The sequence below is a fragment of the Amycolatopsis sp. VC5-11 genome, assembly GCF_037034185.1.
Lineage (GTDB): Bacteria > Actinomycetota > Actinomycetes > Mycobacteriales > Pseudonocardiaceae > Amycolatopsis > Amycolatopsis nivea.
Genome location: NZ_JBAGKF010000013.1, coordinates 41367 through 56907, shown reverse-complemented (window position 1 = coordinate 56907; position 15541 = coordinate 41367). Strand labels below are relative to the sequence as shown.

Below are 15541 nucleotides of genomic sequence, written 5' to 3'. Positions count from 1 at the left end.
CCCATGACTCTGCTCAACGGCCGGACCGCTGTCGTCACCGGCGGCGCGCAAGGCATCGGACTCGCCATCGCCCAGTTGTTCGTCGCCCAGGGCGCCCGCGTGGTGCTCGGCGACATCGACGGCGACGCGGCCGCGAAAGCCGCGGACAGCCTGGACGGGGAAGCGGTCGGCGTGGCCTGCGACGTGACCAAGTCCTCCGATGTGGACGCCCTGCTGGCGGCTGCCGCCGAGTCGTTCTCGCCGGTCGACGTGTTCGTCAACAACGCGGGCATCACCCGCGACGCGACGATGCGGACGATGACCGAGGACGAGTTCGACCAGGTGATCTCCGTGCACCTCAAGGGAACCTGGAACGGCACCCGCAAGGCCGCCGCGATCATGCGCGAGCGCAAGAGCGGCGCGATCGTGAACCTGTCGTCGCTGTCGGGCAAGGTCGGCATGGTCGGGCAGACCAACTACTCCGCCGCCAAAGCCGGGATCGTCGGGCTGACCAAGGCCGCGGCGAAGGAGATGGCGCACCACGGCGTCCGGGTCAACGCGATCCAGCCCGGCCTGATCCGCACCGCGATGACCGAGGCCATGCCGCAGAAGGCGTGGGACCAGAAGATGGCCGAGATCCCGATGCGCCGCGCGGGCGAGGTCGGCGAAATCGCTTCGGTGGCGTTGTTCCTCGCGTCCGACCTGTCCTCGTATATGACCGGCACGGTGCTTGAGGTGACCGGCGGGCGGTTCATGTGACCGGCTGGGAACCGCACGCGGTCACGACCGCGGAGCTGGTCGACCCGGCCCCGGTCGCGGCGCTGGCCGCGCTCTTCGACAACGGGCTGCCCGCGCCGCGGCCGGGCGACGACCTGCCGCCGCTGTGGCACTGGGTCGCGCTCCCCCGCTGGCCGGTCTCCTCGGAACTCGGCCCCGACGGGCACCCGGCGCGCGGCACGTTCCTGCCGCCGGTCGACCTGCCGCGGCGGATGTTCGCCGGCGGCGAGGTGAGCGTGCACCGGGCCCCGAAGATCGGCGAGACGGTGACCCGGCGGTCCATTGTGGACTCGGTGACCGAGAAGTCCGGCCGTTCCGGGAAGCTGGTGATCGTCGTGGTGCGGACCGTGCTGTCCGGGGCGAACGGTTCGCCGCTCGTCGAGGAACGGCAAGACCTCATCTATCGCGAAGCGGGCGCGACCACCTCCGAGGCAGCGCCCGTGGAACCTGCGGAGCTCGCGGGAGCCCCGTTCCGCCGCACCGAAGACGGCTGGGACTTCGCTACTGACCCTGCCCTGCTGATGCGCTTCTCCGCCGCCACCGCGAACGCGCACCGCATCCACTACGACTGGCCGTACGCGACCCGGGTCGAGGGCTATCCCGGCCTGGTCGTGCACGGGCCGCTGATGTCGCTCGCGCTGGCCGAGGTGCTGCGCCTGGACTCCCCCGGCGCGCGGGTAACCCGGCTGGCGCACCGCAACCTGGCCCCGCTGTTCTGCGGCCAGCCCGCGCACCTGCGCACCGAACCGCGTCCCGGCGGCGCGACCCTGACCCTCGTCGGGGACGCCGGACCGCGCACCAGCCTCGAAGCCGACTACCACGAGAAGGACACTCCCGATGCGTGACGCCGTCATCTGCGAACCTGTCCGCACCCCGATCGGCCGCTTCGGCGGTTCGCTCAAGAGCGTGCCCGCCGCCGACCTCGGCACGATCGCGCTGAAAGGCCTGCTGGAGCGCACCGGCCTGCCCGCCGACGCGATCGACGACGTCATCCTCGGCCACTGCTACCCCAGCGCCGAAGCCCCCGCGATCGGCCGCGTCGTCGCGCTCGACGCCGGGCTGCCGGTCACCGTGCCGGGCATGCAGGTCGACCGCCGCTGCGGTTCCGGACTGCAGTCGGTGCTGCTCGCCGCGCTCCAGGTGCAGGCGGGCGCGAGCGATCTGATCGTCGCGGGCGGCGCGGAAAGCATGTCCAACACCGTCTTCTACGCCAACGACCTGCGCTGGGGCGCGGGCGGCGCGGGCGTCCACCTGCACGATTCCCTCACCCGCGGCCGCCAGACGCCGGGCGGCAAGCACTACCCGGTGCCCGGCGGGATGCTGGAGACCGCGGAGAACCTGCGGCGGCAGTACGGCATCACCCGCGAGGAACAGGACCGGCTCGCCGCCGCCTCGCATCAGCGGGCCGTCGCCGCGCAGCAGTCCGGGGTGTTCGCCGAGGAGATCGTCCCGGTGCCGGTCGAGACGCGGAAGGGCACCGTCGTCGTGGACACCGACGAGCACCCGCGGCCGGACACGACCGTCGAAACGCTCGCCAAGCTGCGGCCGGTGCTGGGCAAGCAGGATCCGGAGGCGACGGTCACCGCGGGCAACGCCAGCGGCCAGAACGACGCCGCCGCGGTGTGCGTCGTGACGACCCGCGAACGCGCCGCCGAACTGGGCCTGCGCCCGCTCGTGCGGCTGGTCTCGCACGGCGTCGCCGGGGTCGAGCCGAAGGTGATGGGCATCGGGCCGGTGCCCGCTTCGGCGCTCGCGCTGGAACGCGCCGGGCTGAAGATCTCCGACATCGACCTGATCGAACTCAACGAGGCGTTCGCCGCACAGGCGCTGGCGTGCACCCGCGAATGGGGCTTCGGCGAGTCCGACTTCGACCGGCTCAACGTGCACGGTTCCGGGATCTCGCTGGGCCACCCGGTCGGCGCGACCGGCACCCGGATTCTCGCCACCATGGCGCGGGAAATGCAGCGCCGCGAGGCCCGGTACGGGCTGGAGACCATGTGCATCGGCGGCGGGCAGGGCCTGGCCGCGGTGTTCGAGCGGGTCACGGCATGACCCGCGTTTTCGGCTCGGCGGACGAGGTGCGGGCCGCGATCGGCGAGGAGATCGGGCCGACCGGATGGTTCGCCGTCGACCAGGCGCGGATCGACGCCTTCGCCGAGGCCACCGGCGACCGCCAGTGGATCCACACCGATCCCGAGCGGGCCGCGAACGGGCCGTTCGGGGCGACGATCGCGCACGGGTTCCTCACGCTTTCGCTCATCCCGTACTTCAGCGCGCAGCTGGTCCGGCTCGATTTCGGATCCGCGCGGATCAACTACGGGCTGGGCAAGGTCCGCTTCCCGGCGCCGGTTCCCGTCGGGTCACGGCTGCGCGCGAGCGCGTCGTTCGCCGAGGTGAAAGACGGCGCCGCCGGGGTCACCGTGACCACGCGGTACACGGTGGAACTCGAAGGCGCGGCGAAACCGGCGTGTGTCGCCGAAACTTTGGTGGTTGTGGCCTGATGACCGAGTTCTGCCAGCTGGACGAAGCGGTCTCGCGCCATGTGCGCGAGGGCGACGCGCTGCACGTCATCCTGGGGCACAGCCGCTGGAGCGCGCTTGTCCGGGAGATCGCGCGGCAGCACTGGCATCGGCCGTCGCGGTTCACGCTGATCATGGCGAGCCTGTCGTCGCTCGGCGCGGTGCTGTTCCGCTCCGGGTGCGTGGAGAAGGTCGTGACTGTCTACTCGGGAGACTCGTTTCCCGTCTTCACGCCGAATCCGGTGTTCCAGCAGGCGTACGCGGACGGTTCGGTCGAGGTCGAGAACTGGTCGTTCCTGAGCTACATCCAGGGGTTGCGCGCCGCGGCCACCGGCGTGCCGGCCGTGGTCACCGGCTCGGTGCGCGATTCTTCGATGGCTGAGAACCCCGGTTACGCGGAGGTCGACACGCCGTTCGGCCGCGTCGGGCTGGTCGCGCCGATCACCCCGGACGTTGCGATCGTGCACGCCGCGGTCGCCGACCGGCAAGGCAATCTGGCCATCGCGCCGCCGATGTTCGAGGGGTCGATCGGCGCGTTCGCCGCGCGGCGGGGAGTCCTCGCGACGGTGGAGAAGGTCGTTGACGACCTGCGGCCGTGGGCTTCGTTCGTCCGTGTTCCGGCGCACCGCGTGCTGGCCGTGGTCGAGGCTCCGTTCGGCGCTCATCCCGGCGGGGTCTTCCCCGGCAGCGAGAACGCTCGGCTGCCCGTCGACGGTTACGCCGAGGACGTCGAGTTCTGGATCGCCGCCCGGGAAGCCAGCCGTTCGGCGGACTTCGACGACTGGATCCGCGAATGGATCCTCCTCGACCACGACGCTTACCTGGCGAAACTCGGTCAAGCGCGGCTGGATCGGCTGACCCGCACGCTCGGGCAGCCGACCCCGCCCACCGGCCGCGGCGACCACACCGGACCGGTGACCCGGCCGGAACGCGCGGCGACCTGGCTCGCCGCACTCGTCCGGTCGCGGATCGCCGAAACCCGAGCCGACGGCGTACTGGCCGGCGCCGGGCTCGCGAACCTCGCCGCCTGGGTGGCCGTCGAACAGGCGAAGGCGGACGGGCACGAGGTCGCGCTCGCGGCCGAACTCGGTCTGTGGGACTACTCCCCGACGCCCGGCGACCCGTTCATCTTCAGCTTCGCCAACTTCCCGTCGTCCTCGATGCTGCTCGACACCGAGCAAGCGCTCGGGACGCTCATGAACGGCCCGGCCACGAATTCGATCGCCTGCGTCGGAGCGGCGGAAATCGACCGCCGCGGCAACATCAACACCACCCGCATCGACGGCGGCCCGTACCTCGTCGGTTCGGGCGGCGGCAACGACGTCGTGACCGGCGCCGACGAGACGTACGTCGTCGGGACGATGAGCCCGCGGCGGTTCATCGAAAACTGCAGCTACGTCACCAGCCCCGGCGCGCGGGTCCGGGCGGTCGTCACCGACCTCGGCATCCTGACCCCGCGCGACGGCGAACTGGTGCTCACCGCGATCGCGCCCGGCCCGGAACCGCTGGCCGACCGCGTCGCGCACGTCCGCTCGCGCTGCGGCTGGGACCTCGCGGTGGCGGACGACCTGAGCGAACTGCCCGAGGTGACCGCGGACGACGTCGAGCAGTTGCGGAAATACGACCGCGAGGGCTTGTTCCTCGGCGACGGCAGGAAAGGAGCGGCATGAGTCGCTACGCACAGTTCGAGAACCTGCGGGTCGACGGCCCGGACGAGGACGGCGTCGTCGAACTCGTCCTCGACGCCCCGAATCTCAACGCGGTGAGCGAAGCCGCGCACGCCGATCTCGCCGACGTCTGGCGCGAGTTCGACCGCGACCCGGCGGTGAAAGCCGTCCTGCTGCGCGGCGAAGGCAAGGGTTTCTCCGCCGGCGGATCCTTCGACCTGGTCGAAAAACTCGCCACCGACTTCGAAGCGCGCTCCCGCACCATGCGCGAGGCCCGCGACCTGGTCTACAACGTGATCGACTGCTCGAAGCCGATCGTCTCGGCGATCCACGGCCCCGCCGTCGGCGCCGGACTCGTCGCCGGAGTGCTCGCGGACGTCTCCGTCGTCACCGCCAACGCGAAGATCATCGACGGCCACACGCGGCTCGGCGTCGCGGCGGGCGACCACGCGGCGGTGTGCTGGCCGCTGCTGTGCGGGATGGCGAAAGCCAAGTACTACCTGATGACCTGCCGCCCGCTCAACGGCGCCGAAGCCGAGCGGATCGGCCTGGTGTCGCTGTGCGTCGAGGACGAAGCCGAGCTGCTGCCGACCGCGCGGGAGATCGCGCACGAACTGGCATGCGGCGCGCCCACCGCGATCCGGTGGACCAAGCAGAGCCTCAACCTCTGGTACCGCCAGCTCGCGGGCGCGATCTTCGACTCCTCGCTGGCACTGGAGTTCTACGGCTTCGGCGGCCCCGAAGTGCACGAGGGCCTGGCCTCGCACCGCGAACGCCGCAAGCCGGACTTCTCCCGGGTGCACGACGCATGAACCCCGCACTGCTGGCGGGATTGCGGGTCGTCGAGCTGTCCGCCTACGTCGCCACGCCGCTGTGCGGGCTCACGCTCGCCCAGCTCGGCGCGGACGTCGTACGAGTCGAACCGCTCGGCGGAGCCGCCGACCGCACGCGCTGGCCGTTGTCCGACTCCGGGACCAGCCTGTACTGGTCCGGGCTGAACAAGGGAAAGCGCGCGGTCGCCGTCGATCTGGAGTCCGAAGTGGACCGTCGTCGGGTCGCCTCGCTGATTCTCGACGGCGGCCCGTGCGCGGTCGTCACGAACACTTCGCGGCACGCCGATCTCGGGTACGAAGCGCTGAGCGCGCAACGGCCGGACCTCATCCACGTCCTCCTGGACGGCCGAGCCGACGGCGGTGCCGCGGTCGACTACACCGTGCAGGCCGCGACCGGCTTCCCGCTGCTCACCGGCACCGGGTCCGAGCCGGTCAACCATGTGCTGCCTGCCTGGGACGTCTGCGCCGGACTGTATCTCGCGGTGGGCCTGCTGGCCGCCGAACGGCACCGGCAAGTCACCGGCCGCGGCCGATCGATCCGGGTCGCGCTGGAGGACGTCGCCCTCGCCACCGCCGGGAATCTCGGCTATCTCGCCGAAGCGCAGCTGACGGACCATTCGCGGACCAAGTCCGGCAACGAGATCTACGGGACCTACGGCGACGATTTCGAGACCGCCGACGGTGTCCGCGTGATGATCGTGCTGCTCACCGAACGGCACTGGCAGAAAATGCTCGCCGCGACCGGGCTATCCGACGCCTTCGCCGGATTGAGCGAAGCGCTGGGGATCTCGTTCGCCACCGAGTCCGACCGGTACCGGCACCGGGACGTGATCACACCCTTGCTGGCGCGGTGGTTCGGGCAGACCTCCTACGCGGAGGTGGCGGAAGTGCTTACGCGGCACCGGATTCTGTGGGAGCGCTACCGCAGCTTCGCCGAACTCGGCCGGGACGGCGGGGCGGCGCTGCGGGAGCTGGCTCTCTTCGGGAGGGTGGACCAGCCTGGGGCGGGGACGCATTGGGCACCGAAGTCTCCTGTGCAGGTGGACGGAGCGCGGCTCGATCCTCAGCCTGCGCCGGAGGTCGGCCAGCACAATGCTGCGGTGCTGCCTCCGACTCAGACATAGCTGTCGCCTGCCGTGGGCGCCCTCCCGTTCGACCGGGGGCGAACGCACGTTTATCCCCGTCCGATGCGGCAAACCCTCCGGTGACCGCACCGACGACGAGGAGACCGGACATGACCGCACCCGGGCCCGAACCGGACGACGTGCCGGGTCTCGAACCGGGCGGCTCCGTACCGCCCGGCGATACCCCGCCCGACGCCGGGCAGACTTCGGGGCTCTCGCATCCGCAGCCGATGCCGTCGCGCAAGCTTCCCGCCCGGTGGCTTGCCATCGTGGCGATTCTGGTGCTGGTGGTGGCCGCGTTCTTCGTGCTGCGCGCTGTCGATTGGTTGTAGGGCAGCGTTCGGGGAAATTCGCTTCTAGCGTTGCTGCGGTGTCTCTACTGTGCCGTGGTGACGACTAATGTGATCATGCTCAACGGCGGTTCCAGCTCGGGGAAGTCCGGGATCGCTCGGTGCCTGCAGGCGGTTCTGCCGGATCCGTGGCTGGCCTTGGGGACGGACACACTAGTTCAGGCGATGCCCGCGGCCATGCGGGCTTCGAACGCCGGGATCGAGTTCGCTCCGGACGGCCAGGTGCTCGTCGGGCCGGAGTTCCGCGCGCTCGAAGCAGCATGGATCGAGGGGGTCGCCGCGATGGCTCGCGCGGGTGCCAGGGTCATCGTCGACGAGGTGTTCCTCGGCGGAACGGAGTCGCGAAACCGGTGGCAGAAGGCGTTGGGCGGCTTGCGGGTGCTGTGGGTCGGCGTCCGCTGCGACAGCGCGGTCGCCGCGGGCCGTGAGGTCGCCCGAGGCGATCGGGTCATCGGCATGGCGGCGGCCCAGGCGGAGATGGTCCACCGGGGCATGGTCTATGACCTGGAGGTGGACACCACGCGTACCGAGTCTCTGGAGTGCGCCCGGACGATCGCCGCGCAGGTCGGCTGACTGGCCCGTAGCAGCCGAGCGGTTTGCGAGTGATCTCCGCCGGGAATTCGCGCCGCGAGGTGATCGACGTGGTGCGAACCGATGTGCCGGCGAGGATGGACCGGCTTCCTTGGTCGTCGTGGCATTGGCTGATGCTCGTCGGGCTGGGCACGGTGTGGATCCTCGACGGGCTCGAGGTGACCATCGTCAGCGCGCTGTCCGACCGGCTGACCGAACCCGGCAGCGGGCTCGTGCTGTCCGAGACCCAGGTCGGGCTCGCGACCTCGTGCTACGTCACCGGCGCGGTCTGCGGTTCGCTGGTTTTCGGGTATCTCACCGACCGCTGGGGCCGGAAACGCCTGTTCCTGCTGACCCTCGGCCTCTACCTCCTCGCCACCGTCCTGACCGCGTTTTCCTTCGCCCCATGGTGGTTCTTCCTCATGCGGTTCCTGACCGGCGCGGGCATCGGCGGCGAGTACGCGGCGATCAACTCCGCGATCGACGAACTCGTGCCCGCCCGCTGGCGCGCCACGGTGAGCCTCGCGGTCAACGGCTCCTACTGGTTCGGCGCGGCGGGCGGTGCGGCGCTCAGCCTGGTGCTGCTCGACGTCGGCCTGATCCCGGCGTGGCTCGGCTGGCGGCTGGCGTTCGGGCTGGGTGCGGTGCTCGGCCTGCTCATCCTGATTGTCCGCCGCACCGTCCCGGAAAGTCCGCGCTGGCTGTTCACGCACGGCCGTGCCGAGGAGGCCGACCACGTCGTCACCGGCATTGAAGACCGCGTCCAGAAAGCGACCGGCGAACGGCTCGAACCGGTCGACGACACCATCGAGGTCGAGGAGCGCACGCGCACCAGCCTGACCGAGGTCGCGGTGACGCTCGTGCGGAGCTACCCGAGACGGACGTTGCTCGGGCTCGCCCTCTTCGTCGGGCAGGCGTTCCTGTACAACGCCGTCTACTTCACCCAAGGCCTGGTACTGAGCCGGTTCTTCGGCGTTTCCAGCGGATCCGTCGGGCTCTACCTGGTGCCGCTCGCGGCGGGCAGTTTCGTCGGCCCGCTGGTGCTCGCCCGGTTCTTCGACTCGATCGGCCGCCGTCCGATGATCGTCACCAGCTACCTCGGCTCCGGCGTGCTGCTGGTCGGGACCGGGCTGCTGTTCCAAGCCGGAGTGCTCTCCGCGGTCACCCTGACGATCGCCTGGTGCGCGGTGTTCTTCCTGGCTTCGGCCGGAGCCAGCTCCGCGTACCTCACGGTGTCGGAGATCTTCCCGCTCGAGGTGCGCGCGTTGGCGATCGCCATCTTCTACTCCGTCGGCACCGGCCTCGGCGGGATCATCGGGCCGGTGCTGTTCGGCAGCCTGGTCGAAACCGGCGTCGTGGGGAACGTCGCTTTCGGCTACTACCTGGGCGCGGGCATGATGATCGCGGGCGGCCTTGCCGAGGCGGCGCTGGGGATCCGGGCTGAACGGCGCTCGCTCGAATCGGTCGCCCAACCCTTGTCGGCCAAGGCGGCGACGGGATGAACGCCCCGGCGCGCAAGATCGCGGGCGCGAACCGCCGTCGACGCCGGGACGCCGCCGACGCGGTGCCGTGGTCGCTCCGGGTCGCGGCGGCAGCCAGCTGGCGGTTCCTGGTCGTCCTGACCATGCTCGGGGTCATCGCGTGGACGCTCGGCTACCTCGCGCAGGTCACCGTCCCGATCGGGATCGCCCTGCTCCTGTCGGCATTGTTCGCGCCGCTGGTGGAGCGGCTGGTGCGCTGGCACGTGCCGCGCGCGCTGGCGACGCTCGTCGCGATCGTCGTCGGGCTCGCCGTCCTCGGCGGGGTTCTCGCGCTGGTGATCACCACGGTCACCGCGAGCCTTCCGCAGCTGGGCAACCAGGTCGGAGCCAGTCTGGCGCGCATCAACAACTGGCTCCAGCACGGTCCGCTGCACCTGCCGCAGGTGCAGCAGCTCCTCGACAAGGCGGTCAGCGCGATCCAGGGCAACACCGCCGAACTCACCAGCCGGGTGCTCTCCACCGCGGCGACCGTCGGCGGCGTGCTGACCGAGATGCTGCTGACCCTGTTCGTGCTCGTTTTCTTCCTGTACAGCGGCAATCAGGTGTGGCACTTCCTGCTGCGGATCGTGCCGGTCTCGCTTCGCGACGAAATCGACGTCGCCGGCCGCCGCGGGTTCGCCTCGCTGGTCAGCTACGTGCGCGCGACCGTCGCCGTGGCCTGCGTGGACGCGGTCTGCATCGGCGTCGGCATCTGGCTGGTCGGGGTCCCGCTCGCGGTGCCGCTGGCGGCGCTGATCTTCATCGGCGCGTTCGTGCCGATCATCGGCGCGGTGGTGACCGGCGCGGTCGCCGTGCTGATCGCCCTGGTCGCCAACGGATTCGTCGCGGCGGGCATCGTGCTCGCGATCGTCGTCGCGGTGATGCAGCTCGAAAGCCATGTCCTGCAGCCCTTCCTGCTCGGCCGCGCGGTCCGGCTGCACCCGCTGGCCGTGGTGCTGGGCATCGCGCTCGGCCTCGAGGTCGCCGGGATCGTCGGGGCCCTGCTCGCGGTGCCGATCCTCGCCGTCGCCAAGGCCGCGTTCGGGTCCCTGCTGCGCGACCCGCATCTGGACCCGGTCGGCATCGACCCGCTGCAGCCGGCCAACGCCCGCACGACCGGACGATCAAGGGTTTCGGCCGTGCGGAGGCGGGTAACCGCACGTCGGAGGGACTCTGATGACGAGCTTGATCACTGACAGCGCAGACGGCACGGCACCGCGGCGAGGACCTCTCGAACGCGGGTTTCCGCTACCCCGGTCCGCACCGCCGACGGTTTCCTCGACGCTGCACCGGCTTTCCTCGATGGCGTCCTTGCGCGCGTGGGAACAGCGCTCGACGCCCGCGCTGATGCACCAGGCGATCCTGGACGGCGTGAACGCTCGCCACGCCGCCGAAGCAGCGCACCTGAGCGTCGAGGAAGCACACGTGCGGTGGGGTGATTGGGCGGCGAAACAGCTGGCCCCGCAGCGTCCCGGGGTCGCGGCAGAGCTGCCGGTGCAGCAATTCCTCAACGTGCACGCGGCTTTCGCGGCGGCACTCGCCGGAGAAGACCCGCGTTAACCGCGCAGGTCCGTCTCCAGCGCCGCCGCGGTCGCACGCAACGACGCGACCAGCGTCGGCAGCTGGTCTTTCCGGTACCGCACGCTCGGCATCGACACCGACAACCCGGCGACGACCACCCCATCCGCTCCGCGCACCGGCACGCCGACCGCGACCACTCCCCGTTCCGACCGGCCCTGGTTCAGCGCGAAGCCGCTGCGCCGCACGCGCGCCAGGTCAGCCCGCAATTCCGCCGGGTCCGGCCGCTCGCCAGGCTTGTCGACCGCGTACAGTTCCTCCACCTGGTCCGGCGGCAGCTCGGCGAGCAGCAGCAGACCGGCCGTCGTCTGATGCACCGGGAAAACCATCCCTTCGCGTGAACCTACCCGCAGTGCCTGCGAGCATTCGACGCTCGCGATGAACCGGGCCGTGTCCCCGGTCCGGACGGTCAGGTTCACCGACTCGTCCAGCAGGTCCACCAGCCGCCGCAGGTGCGGAAGCGCCGCCGCGCGCAGCTTCGACGCGGCCGACTGCGAATGCGCGGCCAGCTCCAGAACCGGGCCGACCCGGTAGGCGCGGTTGGCGTCCTGAACGGCGAAATCGCGGTAGACGAGCATGGCGAGCAGCCGGTGCGCGGTCGAGGGCGCGACGCCGATCCGCTCGGCCACCTCGGAGACCGTCAACGGGCCTTCGAGCTGCAGCATCGCCGCGATCCGCAGGGCGTTGTCGACGCTCGCCACCGCGTACGGCGGCGGGGCCTTGAACCGTTTGTCCATCGGGGCTGCCTTTCCGCACACCAGAATCCCGTTTTCCGCAGACCGGGACGCGCCCACCATAACCCCATGACCAGCACTCCAGCGCGAACTCCCGTTCAGCTCGCCGCGGTCGACGCACCGGACCAGCCCGCGGTCACGCCCGCGCTGCGCGACCTCTACCGCGGCTTCGAACAGGAGCTGCTCGTTCCGTTGTGGACGGAGATCGGCGACCTGATGCCCGCGCACCCGCGCTCGCGGGCGGTGCCGCACCGGTGGCAGTGGGCGAACCTGCTCCGGCTCGCCGAGCAGGCGGGCGAGATCGTGCCGGTCGGGCGCGGCGGCGAACGGCGCGCGATCGCGCTCGCCAACCCCGGCCTCGGCGGCCGTCCATTCGCGACTCCGACGCTGTGGGCGGCGATCCAGTACCTGATGCCCGGCGAGGACGCGCCTGAGCACCGGCACACGCAGAATGCGTTCCGGTTCGTCGTCGAGGGCTCGGGCGTGTGGACGGTCGTCGGCGGCGACGCGGTTCCGATGCGCCGCGGCGATTTCCTCCCGCAGGCGGGCTGGAACTGGCACGCGCACCACAACGCCACCCGCGAGCCGATGGCCTGGCTCGACGGCCTCGACATCCCGTTCCAGTACGGCATCGACGCGCAGTTCTTCGAGTTCGGCCGCGAAGCGATCAGCGACGAAGAGCGGATCACGCCCGAACGGTCCCGTGCCGAACGGCTATGGGCGCACCCGGGCCTGCGGCCGCTGGCTGTCGGCTCTGTCGCGCCGGGTTCGCCGTTGCTGGCGTACAAGTGGGAGCACACCGACGCCGCCCTGCGGGACCAGTTGCAACTGGAGAAAGAGGGCTACGGCGGAACAGTCGAGCCAGGTCACGCGGCGGTCCGGTTTTCCAACCCGCACAACGGTTCCGACGTCCTGCCGACCGTCCGCGCCGAGTTCCACCGCGTGGCCCGGGGCACCGAGACCGCGCCCGTGCGCGCGACCGGCTCGTCGGTCTGCCAGGTGTTCGACGGCTCCGGCACGGTGACCGTCGGCGACACCACATGGGCGGTTTCGCGCGGGGACCTGTTCGTCGTCCCGTCGTGGCAGCCGTTCTCCGTGAAGTCGGAGGCCGGCGCCACCGATTCCGACTCCGCTGCCCTTGATCTGTTCCGTTTCTCGGACGCGCCCGTCTTCGAGGCGCTCCACCTCGACCGTCAGGAGACCCTCCGATGAAGCTCGCCACCCTCCGCGTCGACGGCGGCACGCGCGCCGTCCGCCTCGACGGAGACGTCCTGGTCGACCTCGGCTCCCCCGATCTCGGCGCGCTTTTCCCCCAGGACGGCTGGGAAGCGCACGCCGCCCAGGCGACCGGCCGGACCTGGCCCGCCGAGGGCGCGGACCTCGCCCCGGTCGTGCCGCGTCCGTCCAAAGTGGTCTGCGTCGGGCACAACTACACCAACCACATCAAGGAAATGGGCCGCGAGCTGCCCGCGTACCCGACGCTGTTCCCCAAGTTCGCCGACACCCTGACCGGCCCGGCGGACCCGATCGTCAAGCCGCCCGAGACCGACGCGCTCGACTGGGAGGTCGAACTCGTCGTCGTGGTCGGCAAGACCGTCCGGCGCGCGAGCGAGGACGAGGCCGCCGCGGCGATCGCCGGGTTCACCGTCATGAACGACGTCTCGGTCCGCGACTGGCAGTTCCGCACCGTCGAGTGGACGCAGGGCAAGATCTGGCAGTCCTCGACGCCGGTCGGCCCGTACGTCGTCACGCCGGACGAGGTCGGCGGCGTCCGGCCCGCGCTCGAGGTGAAGACCACTGTGGACGGTCGCGTCATGCAGCACGACGACACCGGCACACTGCTGTTCGACCCGGTGCACCTGGTGCAGTACATCTCCACGATCGTCCAGCTCAACCCGGGCGATCTGATCGCGACCGGCACGCCCGCCGGGGTCGGCCACGCCCGCGATCCGAAGATCTACCTGACCGGCGGCGAAACCGTGGTCACCGAGGTCGCCGGGATCGGCGCGTGCGTGAACCAGATCGTGAAGGAATCCTGATGGCACCCGGCGACGCGCGGAACTGGGTCTCGTTCGGGACCGAGCTCTTCCTCACCCACGCGAAAGACCTGTCCGGACCGAGCGCGCTCCCCCGGTGGTCCCGCAAGCACCTCGCCGCGCACGTCGCGGCCAACGCGGACGCCCTCGGCAACCTCGTGCACTGGGCGCGGACCGGCGAGCGCACCCCGATGTACGCCTCGCCGGACCAGCGGAACGCCGATATCGAAGCGGGCTCGCAGCGGTCCGAAGCCCAGCTCACGTCGTGGCTGCGGGATTCGGCGCGCTCGCTGGAATCCGCGATGGCCGCGTTGACTCCGGAACAGTGGCAGGCCGAAGTCGTCACCGCGCAGGGCCGGACGGTTCCCGCCACCGAAATCCCGTGGCTCCGGGCCCGCGAGGTGTGCGTGCACGCCGTCGACCTCGGCACCGGACTGGCGTTCGCCGACCTGCCGGAGGCGTTCCTGTCCGCGCTCGTCGCCGAAATCCAGGCCAAACGCGGTCTCGACGCGCTGCCGGACGGTCCGCTGCCCGACGTCGCGGCGTACCTGGCCGGGCGGCCGCATTCGCTGACCGGGGTCCCCGACCTCGGCCCCTGGTTGTGAGGAGATCCCATGGACACCCCTGACGTGCTCGTCGTCGGCGGCGGGATCGGCGGGCTGAGCACCGCGTTCGCGCTGTCCCGGCTGGGCCTGCGGGTCCGGGTGCTGGAGCAGGCGAAGGAATTCGGCGAGGTCGGGGCCGGCATCCAGCTCGCGCCCAACTGCACCCGGATCCTCGACGCCTACGGCCTGCTCGACACCGCGAAGGCGCGCGGCGTCGTCCCGGACCGGATGGTCATGCGCGACGCCGTCGACGGCCGCGACCTGACCGCGCTCGACCTGCGCGACCTCGAACGCCGCTACGGCTTCCCGTACCTGGTCATCCACCGCAGCGACCTGCACCGGCTGTTCCTCGACGCCTGCCGCGACGCGGGCGTCGAACTCCTCACCGAGCAACGGATCGTCTCGTACACGCCGGACCCCGCGACCGCAGTGACCGACGACGGCACCGTGCACACCGCGCCGGTCGTGATCGCCGCTGACGGCCTGCACTCCGTCGCCCGGAAGCACTTCGCGGACGACCAGCCCGTCTCGTCGGCGTACGTCGCTTATCGCGGCACCGTGCCGATCACCGAGGTCGGCCGTCCGGTCGATCTGTCGGAGGTCGTGGTGTACGTCGGGCCACGGTGCCACTTTGTCCACTATGGACTACGCGGCGGCGATTTGCTCAATCAGGTAGCCGTTTTCGAGTCTCCGAAGGCCGTGGCAGGCCTCGACGACTGGGGCACGCCGGACGAGCTGGACACCGCCTTCGCCGCCACGTGCGACGAGGTGCAGGCCGGGATCCCGCGGATGTGGCGGGACAAATGGTGGCGGATGTACGACCGCAACCCGATCTCCACCTGGGTCGACGGCCGCCTCGCCCTGCTCGGCGACGCCGCGCACCCGCCCCTGCAGTACCTGGCCCAAGGCGCGATCATGGCCATCGAGGACGGCTGGGTGCTGGCCGAGCACATGAAGCGGCTGGGCGATTGGGACGGTGCACTGGCCGCGTACGAGGCGGTCCGGACGGAACATTGCCGCCGGGTCGTGCTGACCGCCCGGGCCTGGGGAAACCTGTGGCATCTGGACGGTGTCGACCGCGAGCAGCGCAACACTTTGCTGCGGGCCCGCGCGACGGACGATTACGCGTTCACTGACTGGCTCTACGGGCCGACAGCCCTGTTCCCCGAGGACGAACCGGCGATGTTCGAGCCGGTCCCGCTGTCCAGCGCGGACAAACTCACGTCCACCCGATGACCACGACCGGCGG

17 protein-coding genes are annotated in these 15541 nt (G+C 70.8%); 16 read left to right on the top strand and 1 reads right to left on the bottom strand.

Features of this window, described 5'->3' with window-relative positions:
- The first annotated feature begins 3 nt into the window (after positions 1-3).
- The 12 genes from fabG to WA670_RS31065 all read left to right on the top strand — a co-directional run bounded on the left by fabG (position 4) and on the right by WA670_RS31065 (position 10899).
- Positions 4-738 (top strand): 3-oxoacyl-ACP reductase FabG, encoded by a 735-nt coding sequence (fabG, locus tag WA670_RS31120; RefSeq protein WP_134662822.1) that lies wholly within the window; start codon positions 4-6, stop codon positions 736-738.
- Positions 735-1601 (top strand): FAS1-like dehydratase domain-containing protein, encoded by an 867-nt coding sequence (locus tag WA670_RS31115; RefSeq protein WP_336159688.1) that lies wholly within the window; start codon positions 735-737, stop codon positions 1599-1601. The genes fabG and WA670_RS31115 overlap by 4 nt, the downstream gene beginning before the upstream one ends.
- Positions 1594-2808 carry an acetyl-CoA C-acetyltransferase gene (locus WA670_RS31110; protein ID WP_134728237.1) on the top strand — a complete coding sequence of 405 codons (1215 nt, stop codon included), beginning with the start codon at positions 1594-1596 and terminating at the stop codon, positions 2806-2808. Before WA670_RS31115 ends, WA670_RS31110 begins: the two co-directional genes overlap by 8 nt.
- Positions 2805-3257, top strand: a complete 453-nt coding sequence (locus tag WA670_RS31105) for a MaoC family dehydratase (protein ID WP_336159687.1) — start codon at positions 2805-2807, stop codon at positions 3255-3257. The genes WA670_RS31110 and WA670_RS31105 overlap by 4 nt, the downstream gene beginning before the upstream one ends.
- Positions 3257-4945, top strand: a complete 1689-nt coding sequence (locus WA670_RS31100) for a CoA-transferase (RefSeq protein WP_336159686.1) — start codon at positions 3257-3259, stop codon at positions 4943-4945. Before WA670_RS31105 ends, WA670_RS31100 begins: the two co-directional genes overlap by 1 nt.
- Positions 4942-5754 (top strand): enoyl-CoA hydratase/isomerase family protein, encoded by an 813-nt coding sequence (locus WA670_RS31095; protein ID WP_037806292.1) that lies wholly within the window; start codon positions 4942-4944, stop codon positions 5752-5754. The genes WA670_RS31100 and WA670_RS31095 overlap by 4 nt, the downstream gene beginning before the upstream one ends.
- Positions 5751-6899: a CoA transferase gene (locus tag WA670_RS31090; protein ID WP_336159685.1), complete on the top strand. Its 1149-nt coding sequence runs from the start codon at positions 5751-5753 to the stop codon at positions 6897-6899. Before WA670_RS31095 ends, WA670_RS31090 begins: the two co-directional genes overlap by 4 nt.
- Positions 6900-7009: 110 nt before the next feature.
- The gene (locus WA670_RS31085; protein WP_037806294.1) at positions 7010-7231 is read left to right on the top strand and encodes a DUF6480 family protein; all 222 of its coding nucleotides are present in this window, start codon (positions 7010-7012) and stop codon (positions 7229-7231) included.
- A gap of 57 nt (positions 7232-7288) precedes the next feature.
- Positions 7289-7822 carry a chloramphenicol phosphotransferase CPT gene (gene cpt, locus WA670_RS31080; RefSeq protein ID WP_336159684.1) on the top strand — a complete coding sequence of 178 codons (534 nt, stop codon included), beginning with the start codon at positions 7289-7291 and terminating at the stop codon, positions 7820-7822.
- A 68-nt stretch (positions 7823-7890) separates the two neighbouring features.
- Positions 7891-9321, top strand: coding sequence for an MFS transporter (locus WA670_RS31075; RefSeq protein WP_336159683.1), 1431 nt, complete (start codon positions 7891-7893; stop codon positions 9319-9321).
- The gene (locus tag WA670_RS31070) at positions 9318-10535 is read left to right on the top strand and encodes an AI-2E family transporter (protein ID WP_336159682.1); all 1218 of its coding nucleotides are present in this window, start codon (positions 9318-9320) and stop codon (positions 10533-10535) included. Before WA670_RS31075 ends, WA670_RS31070 begins: the two co-directional genes overlap by 4 nt.
- A complete protein-coding gene (locus tag WA670_RS31065; RefSeq protein ID WP_336159681.1) occupies positions 10516-10899 on the top strand; it encodes a hypothetical protein in 384 nt (127 codons plus the stop codon). Before WA670_RS31070 ends, WA670_RS31065 begins: the two co-directional genes overlap by 20 nt.
- On the opposite strand, the gene WA670_RS31060 is transcribed toward WA670_RS31065, so the two are convergent.
- The gene (locus tag WA670_RS31060; RefSeq protein WP_336159680.1) at positions 10896-11654 is read right to left on the bottom strand and encodes an IclR family transcriptional regulator; all 759 of its coding nucleotides are present in this window, start codon (positions 11652-11654) and stop codon (positions 10896-10898) included. The genes WA670_RS31065 and WA670_RS31060 overlap by 4 nt on opposite strands.
- A 66-nt stretch (positions 11655-11720) precedes the next feature.
- Between WA670_RS31060 and WA670_RS31055 the strand changes: the two genes are divergently transcribed.
- From WA670_RS31055 to WA670_RS31040, 4 genes are read left to right on the top strand one after another with little or no spacing between them, the layout of a single operon-like run.
- Positions 11721-12863: a cupin domain-containing protein gene (locus WA670_RS31055; protein WP_336159679.1), complete on the top strand. Its 1143-nt coding sequence runs from the start codon at positions 11721-11723 to the stop codon at positions 12861-12863.
- Complete coding sequence (locus tag WA670_RS31050; protein WP_336159678.1) at positions 12860-13690, top strand: fumarylacetoacetate hydrolase family protein; 831 nt, start codon at positions 12860-12862, stop codon at positions 13688-13690. Before WA670_RS31055 ends, WA670_RS31050 begins: the two co-directional genes overlap by 4 nt.
- Positions 13690-14292: a maleylpyruvate isomerase family mycothiol-dependent enzyme gene (locus WA670_RS31045; protein ID WP_336159677.1), complete on the top strand. Its 603-nt coding sequence runs from the start codon at positions 13690-13692 to the stop codon at positions 14290-14292. The genes WA670_RS31050 and WA670_RS31045 overlap by 1 nt, the downstream gene beginning before the upstream one ends.
- A gap of 9 nt (positions 14293-14301) precedes the next feature.
- A complete protein-coding gene (locus tag WA670_RS31040; RefSeq protein WP_336159676.1) occupies positions 14302-15528 on the top strand; it encodes an FAD-dependent oxidoreductase in 1227 nt (408 codons plus the stop codon).
- The last annotated feature ends 13 nt before the right edge of the window (positions 15529-15541 follow it).